Consider the following 18126-nt stretch of genomic DNA (forward strand, 5'->3'; position numbering starts at 1 on the left):
ATGAAAGAATTCTGGCAGACCTGCGTCAGTCGTCTTGAGCAGGAACTCCCCCCCCAACAAATCAGCGCGTGGATACGACCGCTGGTCCCGCTTGCGTATGACGAGACGCAGGCGGTGCTGCGCGTTGCCGCCCCCAACCGGTTCAAGCTGGACTGGGTGCGCAAGAATTTCTCCCACCAGATCGAAGCGTTGGCCGCGGAGTGGTTCGAGCGTCCGGTACAGGTTTTGTTCGAGTTGCCCTCGCAGGGCGCGACGCCGCGCATGCCTGTCGCGCCCGTGCGCGCCCAGCAGCCCGCGCAAACGCCACTGTCCGGTGCCACGCCGTCAGGCGGCGCACCGCCCGGCATGGCCGCGCAGCCCGCCGCCCCGGCAGCCCCCGCCCCCAGTGCGGGCGCGGCTGCCGTCAATGCGGATGCCGCAAACATCGTGTACGAGCGCTCGCGCCTGAACACCGACCTGACGTTCGAGAACTTCGTGACGGGTAAGGCGAACCAGCTGGCGCGCGCTGCCGCACTGCAGGTGGCCGAGAACCCGGGCACGTCGTACAACCCGCTGTTCCTGTATGGCGGCGTGGGCCTGGGCAAGACCCACTTGATCCACGCCATCGGCAACGCCATGGTGGCGGCGGGTACCGGCGTTCGCGTGCGCTACGTGCATGCCGACCAGTACGTGTCCGACGTGGTCAAGGCATACCAGCGCAAGGCGTTCGACGATTTCAAGCGCTACTACCACTCGCTGGACCTGCTGCTGATCGACGATATCCAGTTCTTCTCCGGCAAGAACCGCACGCAGGAAGAATTCTTCTATGCGTTCGAGGCGATGGTCGCGCAGCGCAAGCAGATCATCATCACCAGCGACACGTACCCGAAGGAACTGTCGGGCATCGACAGCCGCCTGATCTCGCGCTTCGATTCCGGCCTGACGGTCGCGATCGAGCCGCCCGAGCTCGAGATGCGCGTGGCGATCCTGCTGCGCAAGGCCGAGTCCGAAGGCGTGCCCATGCCCGAGGAAGTGGCGTTCTTCATCGCCAAGCACTTGCGCAGCAATGTGCGCGAACTTGAAGGCGCGCTGCGCAAGGTGCTGGCCTACGCCCGCTTCCATGGTCGCGACGTGCTGACGGTGGACGTCTGCAAGGAAGCCCTGAAGGATCTGCTGTCCGTGTCCAATGGGCAGATCACCGTGGAAAACATCCAGAAGACGGTGGCGGACTTCTACAAGATCAAAGTGGCCGACATGTATTCGAAACGCCGGCCGGCCAATATCGCGTTGCCGCGCCAGGTCGCCATGTACCTGGCGAAGGAGCTGACCCAGAAAAGCCTGCCGGAAATCGGTGACCTGTTCGGTGGTCGTGATCACACCACCGTCCTGCACGCCGTACGCAAGATTTCCGACGCCCGCGCAAAGCAAGCGGAGCTCAACCATACCCTGCACGTGTTGGAACAAACTCTAAAAGGATGACCATGCAACTCGTACAAACCACACGCGATGCATTGCTGAAACCGCTGTCGACCGTGGCGGGCATCGTCGAAAGACGCCATACCCTGCCCATCCTGGCGAACATCCTGATGCGCAAGGAAGGCAACAAGGTTGCCTTCATTGCGACCGACCTCGAAGTACAGATCACCACGCATGCCGACTTCGGCGTGGGCCACGACAACGAGTCCACCACCGTTGCGGCGCGCAAGCTGCTCGACATCCTGAAGGCCCTGCCCGATACGGGCGACGTGCGCCTGGCGCTGGCCAGCAACAAGCTGTCGGTGCAGTCGGCCAAGAGCCGCTTTGCGCTGCAGACGCTGGCCGCCAGCGAATTCCCCACCGTGGCCCAGCCCGAACAATGGGACGTGTCGCTGACCATGCCGCAGCGTACGCTGCGCCACCTGTTCAACATGGTGCACTTCGCCATGGCCCAGCAGGACATCCGCTACTACCTGAACGGCATGCTGCTGGTGTTTGAACCGGGTCGCGTGCGCGCGGTTGCCACCGACGGCCACCGCCTGGCCCACTGCTCCACCGAAGCAGACGGCATCAGCGAACGCCACGAAGTGATCGTGCCGCGCAAGACCGTGCTTGAAATGCAGCGCCTGCTCGAAGACTCCGACGAAGTCGTGTCGATCGACGTGGCGCCGGGCCAGATCCGTTTCCGTTTCGGCGACGTCGAGCTGGTGTCCAAGCTGGTCGAAGGCAAGTTCCCCGATTTCACGCGTGTGATTCCCACGAATTACACGCGGCACTTCCTGGTGGGCCGCGAAGCCCTGCAGGGCAGCCTGCAGCGCGCGGCCATTCTCACCACCGACAAGTTCAAGGGCGTGCGCCTGCAGCTGGCGCAGAACCAGATGAAGATCTCGTCCTCGAACGCCGAGCAGGAAGAGGCCCAGGAAGAAATCGACATCGACTACGGCCACGAGCCGCTGGACGTGGGTTTCAACGTCGGCTATCTGCTCGACGTGCTGGCCAACGTCAAAGTGGACAACATCCAGTGGTCGGTCATGCCCGATGCCAACGCGTCGGCGCTCATCACCTTGCCCGAAGACGACCAGTTCAAGTACGTCGTCATGCCCATGCGGATCTAAGTCCGCGCTCATGTGGGTTTGTGCCGCCACGGGCCTGATGGCTCGTCGGCGGTCCGGCCGCCAGGCCGTTCTTTAAAGCGTTATCGATACAGACATGTCAGATCAGCAGAACACCACTCCCGAGAACGGCGGCTACGGCGCCGACTCGATCAAGATGCTCAAGGGGCTGGAGGCCGTGCGCAAGCGCCCCGGCATGTACATCGGGGACACGTCCGACGGCACCGGCTTGCACCACATGGTGTTCGAAGTCGTCGACAACGCCATTGACGAAGCGCTGGCCGGCTATTGCGACGATATCGTCGTCACGATCCACACCGACAATTCGATCTCGGTCACCGACAACGGCCGCGGCATCCCCACGGATATCCACAAGGACGATGAATTCCACCGCAGCGCGGCGGAAATCGTCATGACCGAGCTGCACGCGGGCGGCAAGTTCGACCAGAACTCGTACAAGGTGTCCGGTGGCCTGCACGGCGTGGGCGTGTCTTGCGTGAACGCCTTGTCCGAATGGCTGCGCCTGACCATCCGCCGCAACGGCGAAGTGCACCAGATGGAATTCCGCCAGGGCGAGCGCGTTGCGCCCCTGGCCGTGACCGGCACGACCGACAAGCGCGGCACCGAAGTGCGCTTCCTGGCCGACCCGATCATCTTCAACAACATCGAATACCACTACGAGATTCTCTCCAAGCGCCTGCGCGAGCTCTCGTTCCTGAACAACGGCGTCAAGATCCGCCTGATCGACCAGCGCCAGGGCAAGGAAGAGAACTTCGCCTTCTCCGGCGGCGTGAAGGGCTTTGTCGAATACATCAACCGCGCCAAGACCGTGCTGCACCCGAACGTGTTCTCGGTCAGCACCGAGTCCGCCGCGGGCGGCGTGTCGGTGGGCGTGGAAGTGGCGATGCAGTGGAACGACAGCTACAGCGAAAGCGTGCTGTGCTTCACCAACAACATTCCGCAGCGCGACGGCGGCTCGCACCTGACCGGCCTGCGCGCGGCGATGACCCGCATCATCAACAAGTACATCACCGACAACGAGCTGGCCAAGAAGGCCAAGGTCGAGACGTCCGGCGACGACATGCGCGAAGGCCTGGCCTGCGTGCTGTCGGTGAAGGTGCCCGAGCCCAAGTTCAGCAGCCAGACCAAGGACAAGCTGGTGTCCAGCGAAGTGCGTCCGGCCGTCGAAGAAGCCGTGGCGCGCACGCTGGAAACCTGGCTGCTCGAACACCCGAACGACGCCAAGGCCCTGTGCAACAAGATCGTCGAAGCCGCTCGTGCCCGCGAAGCCGCCCGCAAGGCGCGCGAAATGACGCGTCGCAAGAGCGTGCTGGAAGGCGCCGGCCTGCCCGGCAAGTTGGCTGACTGCCAGGAAAAAGATCCGGCGCTGTGCGAGCTGTACATCGTCGAGGGTGACTCCGCAGGTGGCTCGGCCAAGCAAGGCCGCGACCGCAAGTTCCAGGCCATCCTGCCGCTGCGCGGCAAGGTGCTGAACGTGGAAAAGGCGCGCTTTGACCGCCTGATCGCCAGCGAACAGATCGCCACCCTGATCACCGCGCTGGGCACCAGCATCGGCCCCGACTTCAACGTCGACAAGCTGCGCTACCACCGCCTGATCATCATGACCGACGCGGACGTGGACGGCGCGCACATCCGCACCCTGCTCCTGACGCTGCTGTACCGCCAGATGCCCGAGCTGGTGCAGCGCGGCTACGTCTACATCGCGCAGCCGCCTCTGTACAAGGTCAAGGTTGGCCGTGAAGAACGCTATCTGAAGGATGCCCAGGAAGAAGCGCAGTTCATGCTGCAGCTGGCCCTGAAAGACGCCGAGATCATCTCGGGCGGCAACATCATCCGCGGCGAAGAGCTCAGCGACCTGGCCCGCCAGTACGTGGCGGCTGATGGCGTGATGGCCCGCCTGGCGCGCGTGTTCGACGTGGCGGCGTTGTCGGCCATGGCCGAGGGCGTCGAGATCAACCTGGATTCGGCCGAAGCCGCCGCCGATTCGGCCAAGCGCCTGGCCGATGCCATGCGTGACCCGGTCAGCGGCAACGGCGTGGACGTCGTGCCCGAGTTCGACGAAGCCACCGAACGCCACCGCCTGTCGGTGCAGCGCATGCACCACGGCAACGTGCGCGTCAGCATCATCGACGCCGACTTCGTCAACGGCAGCGACTACGCCATCCTGTCCAAGGCCGCCAAGAGCTTCTCGGGCAAGGTCGGCCCGCGCTCCCTGGCCGCTCGTGGCGAAGGCGACAAGCGCAAGGAACAGGTCGTGTCCGACTTCCGCGAAGCCATGCAGTGGCTGCGCAGCGAAGCCGATCGCAGCATCTCCAAGCAGCGCTACAAGGGCCTGGGCGAAATGAACCCGGAACAGCTGTGGGAAACCACGATGGACCCGAAGGTGCGCCGCCTGCTGCGCGTGCAGATCGAAGACGCCATCGCGGCGGACGAAGTCTTCACCACGCTGATGGGTGACGACGTCGAACCGCGCCGCAACTTCATCGAAGCGCACGCGCTGTCGGCGGGCAATATCGACGTTTGATCGCTGGCGGTCAGACCATCATCGAGCGGCCCGCCGGGGCTGCGGGATGACATAAGAAGGGGCTGCTCAGGCAGCCCCTTTTTTTTGTCGGGTTTGGTCTGTTCTCGCCCTGCCGATAGATTCGATCAGGAGTACCAAAAATGGGCTACATTACAAAAATATCCCAAATATGGGTTAATTATGTAACTTTTTTTGGGTTCTCATGGCATATGCCTCCAGGCCACACTTGGCCAGTAACTTCGTCTTCTACTTTGCGCCATGGCTGGTCGGACGTAGTCATTTTTCGGAGAATGGCTCTTGTAATGGAAGGAGGTGCATTGTGAATTCAATGACCCACGATGAATGCAAGGTCAGCCAACGATGACATCTCGATATTCGCACGCCGTTGTCATGGGAGACCTCGTATCCAGTGAGCGCTCGCCCTCAGTGCCCGACTTGCATCGCGTATTCAATGAGGTGATCGATCAGGTCAATGAAGACGATCAGCGCAAGCTCGTCTCGCCGCTCACGATCACACTGGGTGACGAATTCCAAGGCATTTGTGCGAATCTGTCCGATGGTCTGGCGCTGTTGCGTAAGCTCAGGGCAGGCATGCTGCTCAAGCTGCTCGAATGCCGGTTTGTGTTGGGTGTCATCTCTTTGGAAACACCCATCAACAACGATCGGGCATGGAACATGATGGGGCCGGGTCTTGCAGCGAGTCGCAAACGCCTTGCTGACAAGCGAGACGGCAACGCATACCGTTTTGTATTGCCGGATCAACCAACCGTACAGATTCTGATGGACGGTGTGGGCGCTGCGCTGACAGATATCGAGAGTGATTGGACCGATCGCCAAAGGCAGGTCATTTTGTTGTCGGAGCGAAAGGCGGTCGGAGATCTGGTGACTCAGCTCGGAATGTCTACGGCCACCTACTACAAGATTCGACGAGCCGGCCGTTTCGAACTCTATGAACACGAGTGGCGTGCGTTGACGGAAAGCGCCGCGGCGCTGGACAGACATTACGGACTACTATGACCTGCGAGTGGGTACTATCGATCGCTTCAATGATTGTCGCGGTATTTCTGCTGACTGCCGCCGGCAACAGAATTTGCAAGCGGATGCTCGAGTGGAGCGGGCTGATCACCGCCATGAAGAACAAGCTCCAGCAGGCGAATTCCGGTCCTGCTGGTGAGGTGCCCGCAGCGTCGCCATTGATCAGTCATCCCAGGGTGGGTCACTTGATAGGCAGCCTTGAGCGACTGCTTATCGCCGCAGGTGTGTTGGTGGGGGCGTGGGAAATTCTGGTTGCGGTCATTGCGCTGAAGACAGTGGCTCGCTTCAAGGAACTGGATCAGAAGCTCGACGCGGAATATTTTCTGGTCGGTTCTCTGTTCAGTTTGGTCTGGGCCATCGTCATCACGTACGGTTGGATGGGGTTTGACCACTTCTTGGGACTTGATCTGCCAGCCGAACTCAAGCGTTCCAAGTAGTTCATATGCCATGTCATCGAGGGGCCGCAGGTGCGGCCCCTCTTTTCATTGATCAGGTCCTGCGGGACGACTACCCCTGCACGTCATTCGCCCACGGCTCGGCCGTCAGGCGCTGCGCCAGGTATTCGATCAGCGCCTGCACCCGGGCCGGCCGACGGCGCCCCGGTGGCGTGACGATGTGCAGGGCGATGGGATCCACCTGCCAGTCTTCCATGGCGATTTCCAGGGCGCCGGATTGCAGGTCTTCCCAGGCCAGGAATTCGGGCTGCAGCGCCAGGCCCATGCCGGCCCGCAGCGCGGGCGCCAGGGCTTCGGCGTTGTTCACGTTCAGGTGCACCGGCAAGGCTTGCGAGAACTCGCCGTGCTTCTCGTGGCGAAAGCGCCAGCTGGCGCCGTTGCGGGCGTACATGTATTGCAGCGCGGTGTGCTGCGCCAGGTCGCGCGGGTGCTTGGGTTTGCCTGCGCGCTTGAAGTAGCCAGGCGCGCCCACCAGCAGGATGCGCACCGAGCACAGGCGCCGCGCCAGCAAGGTGGAATCCACCAGGTTGGAGATGCGCAGCGCCAGGTCGAAGCGTTCGGACACCAGGTCGGCCTGCTTGTCGTTGAATTCGATTTCCAGGCCCACGTCGGGATGCGCCTGCATGAAGGGCGGCAGCATCGGCGCCAGGTGCGTGACGCCGAATGACATGGGCGCGGCCAGGCGGATCTTGCCGTGCAGGCTGGTGGATTTTTCCGTGACCTCGGCTTCGACCGCTTCGCCCTCCTCGAGGATGCGGGCGGCCCGCTCCAGCGCCGCGTAGCCGGATTCGGTCAGGGTCATGCTGCGTGAGGTGCGATGGAACAGCGTGGTCTTCATCCGGGCTTCCAGCCGGGTGATGGTCTTGGAAACCGTGGCCTGGGCGATAGAAAGCTCGGCGGCGGCCTTGGCGAACGACCCGGTCTCGGCAACCTTGGCGAAGATCGCCCACCCTTCCAGATCGGGCAATTTATTCATCGTGCACTCTCATGTATCAGTTCGCGCCGATGATAGCGGCTGGCTATTGCCCATACAAGAACGCCTTGCAAAGCGTCACGCATTGGTGGGCTGCCAGAGGGATCATGCAAAAAATGGAATGGATGCAATTCCATGCTGCGGATTCTCAGCAGACGTGCGGATCCCTAATATGTCTCTACCGACTGACGACGCAAACGGAAGCTTCAAACGGCACTTCCGCTACCGCCCAAGCGGCGCAGGCCCGGATGGCCAGCCAGTACCCCGAATTCACTTTGCCGCCTTTATTGACCGATTCCTTGAAAGAGAGCCCCACCATGTCGAACCGCAAATACCTCGAAGTCCTGACCCCCGAAAACAGCCAGATCATCTTCATCGATCAGCAGCCGCAGATGGCATTCGGCGTGCAGTCGATCGACCGCCAGACGCTGAAGAACAACGTGGTGGGCCTGGCCAAGGCCGCGCGCACCTTCAACATTCCCACCACCATCACCACGGTGGAAACCGAGAGCTTCTCGGGCAATACCTTCCCCGAACTGCTGGCCGTGTTTCCGGACAACAAGATCCTGGAGCGTACCTCGATGAATTCGTGGGACGACCAGAACGTGCGTGACGCGCTGGCCGCCAACGGCCGCAAGAAGGTCATCGTGGCGGGCCTGTGGACGGAAGTCTGCAACACCACGTTCGCCCTGTGCGCCATGCTGGAAGGCGACTACGAAATCTACATGGTGGCCGACGCCTCGGGCGGCACCTCGGCCGATGCGCACAAGTACGCCATGGACCGCATGATCCAGGCCGGCGTGGTGCCGGTGACCTGGCAGCAAGTGTTGCTGGAATGGCAGCGTGACTGGGCCCGCAAGGAGACCTATGACGCCGTGACCGCCATCGTCAAGGAACACTCCGGCGCGTACGGCATGGGCATCGACTACGCCGTGACCCACGTCCACAAGCTGGCCGAGCGCGTGCAGCACGGCGAACGCATCGGCCCCAACCCCGCCAAGTAAATCCGGATCCAGGAGCGCACCGTGCCAGACCAGAAGAACCCATCCGCGGGAGGCAGCTTCGTGGCGCTGCGCCAGCCCGTGTTTGCCGTGTTGTGGGCGGCCACGGTGCTGGGCAACGTCGGCAGCTTCATGCGCGACGTGGCCAGCTCCTGGCTGGTTACGGACCTGTCCGCCAGCCCGACCGCCGTTGCCCTGATCCAGACGGCGGCGACGCTGCCGATCTTTCTGTTGGCGATTCCGGCTGGCGTGCTGTCGGACATTCTGGACCGGCGGCGTTTCCTGATATTCGTGCAGCTGCTGCTGGCCTCGGTCAGCGGTACGCTGCTGGTGCTGTCGCACTTCGGCGCATTGACGGTGGATTACCTGATTGCACTGACCTTCGTGGGCGGTATCGGTGCGGCGCTGATGGGGCCGACCTGGCAGTCCATCGTGCCCGAACTGGTGCCACGCGAAAACCTCAAGGGCGCGGTGGCGCTGAACTCGCTGGGCATCAACATTGCCCGCGCCATCGGCCCGGCCGCGGGCGGCCTGATATTGGCCAGCTTCGGCGCCGCGGTGACCTACGGCATGGATGTGCTGAGCTACGTCTTTGTCATTGCCGCGCTGCTGTGGTGGAAGCGCCCGGCCGCTACCGACAGCGCCCTGTCGGAGAACTTCCTCGGGGCCTTCCGCGCCGGCCTGCGCTATACGCGGGCCAGCAAGGAGCTGCACCGCGTGCTGCTGCGCGCCGCCGTGTTCTTCCTGTTCGCCAGCGCCGTGTGGGCCCTGCTGCCCCTGGTGGCCCGGCAGATGCTGGGCGGCACCGCCGGTTTCTATGGCGTGTTGCTGGGGGCGGTGGGCGCCGGCGCCATCATCGGCGCGCTGGTGATGCCCCGGGTGAGCGCGCACCTGGATACGGACGGGCTGGTGCTGCTGGCCTCGGTGGTCAGTGCGGCCGTCATGGCGATGCTGGTGTTTGCGCCGCCCAAGTGGCTGGCCGTGCCGCTGCTGGTGTTGCTGGGCATGGGCTGGATCACCGCGCTCACGACCTTCAACAGCGTGGCCCAGGCGATTCTGCCGAACTGGGTACGTGGCCGCGGGCTGGCCGTGTACCTGATGGTGTTCAACGGTGCGATGGCGGCCGGCAGCCTGGGCTGGGGCCTGGTGGCCCGCGAGATCGGCGTGCCCTACGCCTTGGCGGTCAGCGCCGCCGGGCTGGTCGTGGTGGCGCTGCTGTTCCACCGTGTCCGCCTGCCGGTGGGCGAAGCGGATCTGCAGGCGTCCAACCACTGGCCCGAGCCGCTGGTTGCGGAGTCGGTGACCAACGACCGCGGGCCGGTGCTGGTGCAGGTGGAATACCGAATCCGCCAGGAAGACCGTGCGGCGTTTCTGGATGCAATGAAGCGCCTGTCGCAGGAGCGGTTGCGTGATGGCGCCTATGCCTGGGGCGTGGTCGAACACACGAACGATCCGCAGCGCGTGGTGGAGTGGTTCTTCGTGGAGTCGTGGGCCGAACACCTGCGCCAGCATCACCGGGTGTCGCATGCCGATGCCGACCTGCAGGCCGAAGCGCTGCGCTTTCATGCGGGGCCCGGCAAACCGGAAGTGCATCACTTCCTGACGTTGAAACACTGATATCCAAAGAGGCCAGCCATGATTGAGCGCCGACCGCTTGAAACCCTGGGCCACGCCCGCCGCGGCTGGCTCGATGCCAAACACCATTTCTCGTTCGCGGGCTACCAGGACCCCAAGCGGATGCGCTGGGGGGCGCTGCGCGCCTGGAACGATGAGACGATCGCGGCGGGGGCGGGCTTTCCTCCCCTGCTGCAGACGGACATGGAAATCATCACCTGCGTGCGCGAAGGTGCGCTGACGCACGAAGACGACCTGGGCAACCGCGGCCGTACCCGGGTCGGCGATGTGCAGGTGATGAGCGCGGGCAGCGGCGTGACGCACGCCGAGTTCAACATGGAAGGCGGACCGGCGCGGGTGTTCCAGATCTGGATCGAGCCGGACCGCCGCGGCGTGCCGCCCAGCTGGGGCCGCAAGAGCTTTGCCGGCGAGGCCTGCAACGGCCAGTTCATCACGCTGGCCAGCGGCATGGAAGGCGACGACGATGCGTTGCCGATCCGCAGCGACGCACGCGTGCTGGCGGTTGCGCTGAAGGCCGGACAAGCGGCCACCTACCGTTTCGCCGAAGGGGCGCGTCGCGGTTATCTGGTGGCCGCCAAGGGGCGCTTGACCGTCAATGACATGCCCGTGGATGGCGGCGATGGCGTCGCCATCCACGATGAAACCGACTTGCGCATCATGGCCCTGGACGATGCAGAAGTCCTGCTGGCCGATACGCATGCCTGATCCTACCCATCCCGCAAGGACACCCATGAAGATCTATCTGCTTTCCCTTGGCGCCGGCCTGCTGGTCGGCGTGGTGTACAGCCTGCTGCAGGTGCGCTCGCCCGCGCCGCCGCTGGTGGCGTTGATCGGCCTGCTCGGCATCCTGGTGGGCGAGCAGATCGTGCCGGTGGGCAAGCAGTTGCTCAGCGGCACCGCGTTTGTCGCGGCCTGCGACAAGGAGCAGGCGGTGAGCCATGTCCTCGGGCAATTGCCCGGCCGCCAGGCAAAGCACCATCCCGGGGACAAGGCCGAAGGCTGATCCCGTCCACGCACCCAAGGAATTTCGTATGCCTACCCGCCGCGACCTCATTGGTGTTGCTTCTACACTGGCGCTCAACAGCTTGCTGGGCACCCACGCCATTGCCCGATCCCAAGGAGATTCCCCCATGCCAAGTACTTCAAACGCCACCCCGGATGTCGTCTTCTACAACGGCCGCATCACCACGCTGGACCGCACCCGACCGCAGGCCAGCGCGGTGGCGATCAAGGACGGCCGCTTCGTCGCCGTCGGCACCGATGCCGAGGTCATGGCGCTGGCCGGCTCCACCGCCCGGCGCATCGACCTGAAAGGCCGTGGCGTGCTGCCGGGGCTGTTCGACAATCACACGCACGTGGTGCGCGGCGGCCTGAACTACAACATGGAACTGCGCTGGGACGGCGTGCGTTCGCTGGCCGATGCCATGGGCATGCTCAAGCGCCAGGTGGCCATCACGCCGGCCCCGCAGTGGGTGCGGATCGTGGGCGGCTTTACCGAGCATCAGTTTGCCGAGAAGCGCCTGCCCACCATCGAGGAGATCAACGCCATCGCGCCTGACACGCCGGTGTTCATCCTGCACCTGTACGACCGCGCCCTGCTCAATGGCGCCGCACTGCGTGCCGTCGGCTATACCAAGACGACGCCCAACCCGCCCGGCGGCGAGATCATCCGCGACGGCCAGGGCAACCCCACCGGGCTGCTGCTGGCCAAGCCCAACGCGACCATCCTGTACGCCACGCTGGCCAAGGGCCCCAAGCTGCCGTTTGATTACCAGCTCAATTCCACGCGCCATTTCATGCGCGAACTGAACCGCCTGGGCGTGACCGGCGTGATCGACGCCGGTGGCGGCTTCCAGAATTATCCCGACGACTACGCCGTCATCCAGAAGCTGGCCGACGACGGCCAGATGACGGTACGGCTGGCCTACAACCTGTTCACCCAGAAGCCCAAGCAGGAAAAGGAAGACTTCCTGAAGTGGACCTCCAGCGTGAAGTACAAGCAAGGCACCGATTACTTCCGTCACAACGGGGCGGGGGAAATGCTGGTGTTCTCGGCGGCCGACTTCGAGGACTTCCGCGTCGAGCGTCCCGACATGCCGGCGGAAATGGAAGGCGAGCTGGAAGAGGTGGTGCGGGTGCTGGCGCAGAACCGCTGGCCGTGGCGCCTGCATGCCACCTATGACGAGACCATCTCGCGCGCGCTGGACGTGTTCGAGAAAGTGCACCAGGACACGCCGCTGACCGGCCTGAACTGGTTCTTCGACCACGCCGAAACCATTTCCGACAAGTCGATCGACCGCATCGCCGCGCTGGGTGGCGGCATTGCCGTGCAGCACCGCATGGCTTACCAGGGCGAGTATTTCATCGAACGCTACGGCGCGGCCGCCGCCGAGGCCTCGCCGCCCGTGGCCAAGATCCTGCAGCGGGGCGTGAAGGTGTCGGCAGGCACCGACGCCACGCGCGTTGCGTCCTACAACCCCTGGGTATCGCTGTCCTGGATGATCACCGGCAAGACCGTGGGCGGCACCCGCCTCTATCCCGCGCGCAACTGCCTGGACCGCGAGACGGCGCTGCGCATGTGGACCGAGAACGTCGCCTGGTTCTCGAACGAGGAAGGCAAGCGCGGCCGCATCCAGGCCGGCCAGCTGGCCGACTTCATCGTGCCCAGCAAAGACTATTTCAGCTGCGCCGAAGACGACATCTCGTTCCTGACGTCGGACCTGACCGTCGTGGGGGGGCGGGTGGTCTACGGCGGGGGTGATTTCGGTCCGCTGGACGAGAACCCGTTGCCGCCCGCCATGCCGGACTGGTCGCCCACGCGCCTGTTCGGCGGCTACGCCGCCTGGGGCGACCCCGAGGGCGCAGGCCGCAATTCGCTGGGCTACCGCAATATGGCCACCTGCGGCTGCGCCAGCGCCTGCGGCGTGCACGGCCACGACCATGCCAAGGCGTGGGCCGCGAAGGCGCCCAGCGCCGATCTGCAGGGCTTTTTCGGCGCGCTGGGTTGTGCGTGCTGGGCGGTTTGAGGAGCCTGACCATGTTCGCAACGGCTTCCTGGGAACAGCGGCTGGCCAGCCTCGCCCGGCCGCTGTTCGGTTCCGCCGTCGTGCGGTTCCTGGCGTATCTGGGCCTGTGCGCGGCCTATCTGCAAGGTGGATGGGTCAAGCTCACGGACTTTCCTGGCGCCCTGCGCGAGATGGCGCATTTCGGCCTGTCGCCCGAGCCGCTCTTCGCGGTGCTCGTCATTGTGCTGGAACTGGCGGCGTCGGCCATGATCCTGACCGGCCGGCTGCGTTGGCTGGGGGCGGTTGCGCTGGCCGGCTTCACGCTGGCGGCGACCGGGCTGGCATTGCGGTTCTGGGAAATGCCCATCGGGCAAGACCGCTTCATGGCCGCCAATGCCTTCTTCGAACACCTGGGGCTGGCGGGCGGCCTGCTGCTGGTGGCCTGGCTGGACTTGCGCGCGCCGCAGACACCCTTGGCTACGCCGCCTGGGGCGCCGCGCACACCTGCGTGATGGCGAGCGCGGCCGCCGGCTTCCCGTCCAGGTTGGCCTGCGGCATTTAGCGCGCCGGCCGCGCCTTCAGGTCGGCCATCTCTTCCTGCATCAACTGGTGAGCGTAGCGCGAGAACACGCTGACCAGGCGGGTGCGGGTGTGGTACGGCGGGTACAGCAGCGCGACCGTGACCGGCACGGCGGGGCTGAAGGGGCGCACTTCCACCCCGTTGGCCTCGTATTCCTCGCGCGCTGCCAGCGGGTTGATCAGCGCCACGCCCAGCCCGGCGCCGACCAGCGCGCAGACGGACGAGCCCAGGCCGGCCTCGGCCACCGTCTGGCGTTCGACCTTGGCGGCCTTGAAGACCGCGTCGATCTTTTCCCGCAGCGGCGTGGCGCTGGGAAAGGCAATGAAGGGCTCGCCCGCGAAATCGGCGGGTTTCAGCTTTTTCAGCTTGGTCAGCCGGTGGCCCTTGGGCAGCACCGCCACGCAATTCATCGTCAGCACGGGTTCGACCTGGATGCCGGGTGAATCGCCCGACAGCATGGCCAGCCCGGTGTCGCAGAACCCCGAACTGATCCAGTTGTGCACCGCGCTGGCGTTGCCCGAGTGGATCGACACCATCACATCCGGGTATTCGGTCTTGAAGGCGGCCACGATGCGCGCCAGCAGGCCGCCGGCCAGCCGCGGCATGGCCGCCACGCTCAGGCGGCTGGCGCTGAACGAGCGGATGCTGGCCGCCGCCGATTCCAGGCCGGCCAGGCCGATGAAGGTCTTTTCCACCTCTTGAAAGAAGCGCGAACCGTCCTGGGTAGGGGTCAGGCGGCTGCCGTTGCGGTCGAACAGGGGAAACTGGGTGATTGCTTCCAATTGCGCGATTAAGCGGCTAACGTGCGGCTGCGAGGTGTGTACTCGCCTGGCGGCCGCGGTCATGGAGCCGGTCATCATGACGGCCCGGAAAGCCTCGATGTGCCGTAAGCCCATTCGTGTAATGGCCATATCAAATCCGTATAGAGGAATACCCGATTGGAACTGGATAAAACCATAACGCTAGTTGATACTTTTTGCCAGCCGCGGGGCTCATCGCGGGACGCGGCGGTATGCATGCAGTCTGGTACCGCTGTTCGTGAACATAAACACGCGCCGCTCGCATGGCGCCAAGGGAATACGATGAAAGCACTTGCCGCGATCTCGGTCGCCGCCGCCCTGCTCGGCAGCGCCACCGCCCACGCCGAAGGCCCCAGCCGCCTGGACAAGATCCGCGAAACCGGCGTGATCACCATCGGCCACCCCGAGACCTCGGTGCCGTTCGCCTACCTCGATGGCAACCAGAAGCCGGTGGGCTATACGGTCGAGATCTGCCAGGAAATCGCCCAATACGTCAAAACCGCGCTCAAGCTGCCCAAGCTGGACGTGCGTTACAACCCCACCACCTCCGCCACCCGGATCCCGTTGCTGGCCAACGGCACCATCGACCTGGAATGCGGCAACACCACCAACAACCTGGAACGCCACAAGCTGGTGTCGTTCGCGCCCACCACGTTCGTGGCGCAGGTCGTGCTGGTGGCGCGCAAGGACGGCGGCGTGGACCCGAACAACCTGGCCTCGTTCCGCGGCAAGTCGATCGCGGCGCAGGCCGGCGGCCAGACGTTCAAGCTGATCTCGCGCCTGAACGCCGAAGGCAACCTGGGCATCACCATGGCGCCCACCAAGGATACGGCGGAAACGCTGCTGATGGTGGAGTCGGGCCGCGCCGCCGGTTCGGCCAATGACGACGGCATCGCCTACGGCGCCGTGGCCTCGGCCAAGAATCCGGACGTGTTCGTGATCGGCACCAAGGGCCTGGAACTGGCACCCTACGGCATCATGCAGCCCAAGGACGACGCCGCCTTCAAGAAAGTGGTGGACGATGCCGTGCTGGACCTGATCAAGACCGGTCGCGTCGCGGCGATCTACGACAAGTACTTCAATTCGCCGATCCCGCCCAAGCAGATCAACCTGAAGTACCCGATGAGCGACGCGCTCAAGCGCGCCCTGGCTCATCCGACCGACTCGGGCGACCCCAAGGCCTACGAGTAAGCCGGCAACGCCGCGGATGCCCTGTCGGGCATCGCGGCGATGTGCGGGCAAGGCGCCGTCCGCCGGCGCCTCCTTTCAGTTCTACAGGTCCGAAAGCATGAATTACAACTGGAGCTGGAGCGTCTTCCTGGAGATGTCGCCTGACGGCGTGCATACCTTCCTGCAGACCATCCTGATCGGCGTGGGCTGGACCCTGGCGCTGGCGCTGACGGCATGGGTGTTCTCCCTGCTGCTCGGTTCCTGTCTGGGCGTGCTGCGCACCGCGTCGTCGCGCCTGGCCAATGCCGTGGGCGCGACCTATGTCGAGGTTTTCCGCAACGTGCCGCTGCTGGTGCAGATGTTCCTGTGGTATTTCGTGCTGCCCGAGCTGCTGCCGCACGCCTGGGGGCTGGCGATGAAGCAGATGCCGCAACCCTGGGGGCAGTTCGTGCCGGCGGTGCTGTGCCTGGGCTTCTACGGTTCGGCGCGGGTGGCCGAACAGTTGCGCGCCGGCATCCAGTCGCTGCCGCGCGGCCAGTTCCAGGCCGGCACGGCGCTGGGCCTGACCGAAGTGCAGGTGTACCGCTACATCATCTTGCCCGAGGCCTACCGCATCGTGCTGCCTCCGCTGACGTCCGAGTTCATGGGCACGATCAAGTATTCGTCGGTGGCGCTGACCATCGGCCTGCTGGAGCTGACGGGCCAGTCCCGTTCCATGGCGGAATTCAGCTTCCATATCTTCGAGGCCTTCTCGGCCGCGACGGTGATCTACCTGATCCTGAACGGCATTGTCGTGCTTGGTATGCGCATGCTTGAACGCCACGTGGCGGTCCCCGGCCTGATCGGCGCGGCGGCCAAGAACGGGCGCTAGGAGCAGCCATGGGCAAATTCGATTTCGACGTCATCGGCAGCGCGCTGCCGTACCTGTTCCAGACCGGCATGACCTTCACGCTGACCCTCACGCTGCTGGCAGCGGTGATGGGGCTGGCGCTGGGCACCCTGCTGGCGATGATGCGGCTGTCCCGCTACAGGATCCTGTCGGTGCCGGCGGGCATCTACGTGAACGTGATGCGTTCGGTACCCCTCTTGCTGGTGATCTTCTGGTTCTACTTCCTGGTGCCGTACATCGCGGCCTGGATCGTCGGTTCGCCCACGCCGCTGCGCGTGGGGGCGTTCAATTCGGCGGTGGTCACGTTCACGCTGTTCGAGGCCGCGTACTTCTGCGAAATCATGCGCGCCGGCATCCAGTCGATTGCGCGCGGCCAGGTATCGGCCAGCATGGCGCTGGGCCTGAACCACTGGCAGGGGATGCGCTACGTGATCCTGCCGCAGGCCGTGCGCAACATGGTGCCGGCGCTGCTCACGCGCGTCATCATCCTGTTCCAGGACACCTCGCTGGTATATGTGCTGTCGCTGACGGACTTCCTGGGCGCGGCGTCCAAGATCGGACAGCGCGACGGCCGGCTGGTGGAACTCTATCTCTTCGTGGCGGTGGTGTATTTCGTGATCTGCTTCACGGCATCCCGCCTGGTCAAACGGCTGGAAAAGCGCGTCCGGGTGCTGCGCTAGGCGCCCCGGGTTATCCACAGGTCCAACGATGCAACTCTCTTCGAAACCCCCGATGATCGAGATCCGCCAGGTCAGCAAATGGTATGGCGCCTTCCAGGTGCTGGACGACTGCACCACCACCGTCGGCCGCGGTGAAGTCGTGGTGGTGTGCGGCCCGTCGGGCTCGGGCAAGTCCACCCTGATCAAGACCGTGAACGCGCTGGAACCCTTCGAGAAGGGCGAGATCGTCGTCAACGGCATTGCGGTGGGCGATCCCCGCACCAACCTGCCCAAGCTGCGTTCGGTGGCCGGCATGGTGTTCCAGCACTTCGAGCTGTTCCCGCACCTGACGGTGACGGAAAACCTGTGCCTGGGCCAGGTCAAGGTCTTGAAGCGCGGCAAGGACGAGGCCCGCGCGCGGGCGCTGACGTTGCTTGAACGCGTGGGCCTGTCGGCGCACAAGGACAAGCACCCCGGCGAACTGTCGGGCGGCCAGCAGCAGCGCGTGGCGATTGCCCGCGCGCTGTCGATGGACCCGGTCGTGATGCTGTTCGACGAACCGACCTCGGCGCTGGACCCCGAGATGGTCAACGAAGTGCTGGACGTGATGACCGACCTGGCCGGCGACGGCATGACGATGATGGTGGTGACCCACGAAATGGGCTTTGCCCGCCGCGTCGCCGACCGTGTGATCTTCATGGACGGCGGCAAGATCGTCGAAGACTGCGTCAAGGACGAGTTCTTTGGCAACGTCGATGCGCGCGCACCCCGCACGCGCCAATTCCTTTCCAAAATTTTGCAGCACTGATCGT

17 protein-coding genes are annotated in these 18126 nt (G+C 64.3%); 15 read left to right on the forward strand and 2 right to left on the reverse strand.

Annotation, left to right across the window (positions count from 1 at the left end; genetic code table 11):
• The 5 genes from dnaA to ACUDP5_RS00025 all read left to right on the forward strand — a co-directional run bounded on the left by dnaA (position 1) and on the right by ACUDP5_RS00025 (position 6584).
• Positions 1-1458 carry a chromosomal replication initiator protein DnaA gene (gene dnaA / locus ACUDP5_RS00005; protein ID WP_263915314.1) on the forward strand — a complete coding sequence of 486 codons (1458 nt, stop codon included), beginning with the start codon at positions 1-3 and terminating at the stop codon, positions 1456-1458.
• 2 nt (positions 1459-1460) lie between these two features.
• Positions 1461-2570, forward strand: coding sequence for a DNA polymerase III subunit beta (dnaN, locus tag ACUDP5_RS00010; protein ID WP_263915315.1), 1110 nt, complete (start codon positions 1461-1463; stop codon positions 2568-2570).
• Between the two features lie 94 nt (positions 2571-2664).
• Positions 2665-5112 (forward strand): DNA topoisomerase (ATP-hydrolyzing) subunit B, encoded by a 2448-nt coding sequence (gyrB, locus tag ACUDP5_RS00015; protein ID WP_263915316.1) that lies wholly within the window; start codon positions 2665-2667, stop codon positions 5110-5112.
• 390 nt (positions 5113-5502) lie between these two features.
• Positions 5503-6129 carry a SatD family protein gene (locus ACUDP5_RS00020; RefSeq protein ID WP_263915317.1) on the forward strand — a complete coding sequence of 209 codons (627 nt, stop codon included), beginning with the start codon at positions 5503-5505 and terminating at the stop codon, positions 6127-6129.
• A gap of 29 nt (positions 6130-6158) precedes the next feature.
• A complete protein-coding gene (locus ACUDP5_RS00025) occupies positions 6159-6584 on the forward strand; it encodes a hypothetical protein (RefSeq protein ID WP_445657877.1) in 426 nt (141 codons plus the stop codon).
• Between the two features lie 70 nt (positions 6585-6654).
• Here the strand turns inward: ACUDP5_RS00025 and ACUDP5_RS00030 are convergent, their stop codons facing one another.
• Entirely contained in the window at positions 6655-7578 is a 924-nt protein-coding gene (locus ACUDP5_RS00030; RefSeq protein WP_263915319.1) for a LysR family transcriptional regulator, read from the reverse strand.
• Positions 7579-7892: 314 nt separating this feature from the next.
• Here ACUDP5_RS00030 and ACUDP5_RS00035 point away from each other — a divergent pair, with 314 nt between their 5' ends.
• The 6 genes from ACUDP5_RS00035 to ACUDP5_RS00060 all read left to right on the forward strand — a co-directional run bounded on the left by ACUDP5_RS00035 (position 7893) and on the right by ACUDP5_RS00060 (position 13728).
• Positions 7893-8579, forward strand: a complete 687-nt coding sequence (locus ACUDP5_RS00035; protein ID WP_175192292.1) for a hydrolase — start codon at positions 7893-7895, stop codon at positions 8577-8579.
• A 21-nt stretch (positions 8580-8600) separates the two neighbouring features.
• Positions 8601-10193 carry an MFS transporter gene (locus ACUDP5_RS00040; protein WP_445657878.1) on the forward strand — a complete coding sequence of 531 codons (1593 nt, stop codon included), beginning with the start codon at positions 8601-8603 and terminating at the stop codon, positions 10191-10193.
• Between the two features lie 18 nt (positions 10194-10211).
• A complete protein-coding gene (locus ACUDP5_RS00045) occupies positions 10212-10916 on the forward strand; it encodes a pirin family protein (RefSeq protein ID WP_263915322.1) in 705 nt (234 codons plus the stop codon).
• A gap of 25 nt (positions 10917-10941) precedes the next feature.
• On the forward strand, positions 10942-11214 hold the full coding sequence (locus tag ACUDP5_RS00050) for a XapX domain-containing protein (RefSeq protein WP_263915323.1): 273 nt from the start codon (positions 10942-10944) through the stop codon (positions 11212-11214).
• A 127-nt stretch (positions 11215-11341) separates the two neighbouring features.
• Entirely contained in the window at positions 11342-13237 is a 1896-nt protein-coding gene (locus ACUDP5_RS00055; RefSeq protein WP_445657879.1) for an amidohydrolase, read from the forward strand.
• Between the two features lie 11 nt (positions 13238-13248).
• Positions 13249-13728, forward strand: a complete 480-nt coding sequence (locus ACUDP5_RS00060; protein ID WP_445657880.1) for a DoxX family protein — start codon at positions 13249-13251, stop codon at positions 13726-13728.
• A gap of 46 nt (positions 13729-13774) precedes the next feature.
• On the opposite strand, the gene ACUDP5_RS00065 is transcribed toward ACUDP5_RS00060, so the two are convergent.
• A complete protein-coding gene (locus ACUDP5_RS00065; RefSeq protein ID WP_025140419.1) occupies positions 13775-14707 on the reverse strand; it encodes a LysR substrate-binding domain-containing protein in 933 nt (310 codons plus the stop codon).
• A 171-nt stretch (positions 14708-14878) separates the two neighbouring features.
• Here ACUDP5_RS00065 and ACUDP5_RS00070 point away from each other — a divergent pair, with 171 nt between their 5' ends.
• The 4 genes from ACUDP5_RS00070 (at position 14879) to ACUDP5_RS00085 (ending at position 18122) form a co-directional block, all read left to right on the forward strand.
• Positions 14879-15787, forward strand: coding sequence for an amino acid ABC transporter substrate-binding protein (locus ACUDP5_RS00070; RefSeq protein WP_445657881.1), 909 nt, complete (start codon positions 14879-14881; stop codon positions 15785-15787).
• Positions 15788-15884: 97 nt separating this feature from the next.
• Positions 15885-16637: an amino acid ABC transporter permease gene (locus ACUDP5_RS00075; RefSeq protein WP_263915327.1), complete on the forward strand. Its 753-nt coding sequence runs from the start codon at positions 15885-15887 to the stop codon at positions 16635-16637.
• 8 nt (positions 16638-16645) lie between these two features.
• Positions 16646-17335: an amino acid ABC transporter permease gene (locus ACUDP5_RS00080; RefSeq protein ID WP_263915328.1), complete on the forward strand. Its 690-nt coding sequence runs from the start codon at positions 16646-16648 to the stop codon at positions 17333-17335.
• Positions 17336-17387: 52 nt separating this feature from the next.
• Positions 17388-18122: an amino acid ABC transporter ATP-binding protein gene (locus ACUDP5_RS00085; protein ID WP_263915345.1), complete on the forward strand. Its 735-nt coding sequence runs from the start codon at positions 17388-17390 to the stop codon at positions 18120-18122.
• The last annotated feature ends 4 nt before the right edge of the window (positions 18123-18126 follow it).

The organism is Achromobacter sp. NCFB-sbj8-Ac1-l (assembly GCF_052695805.1).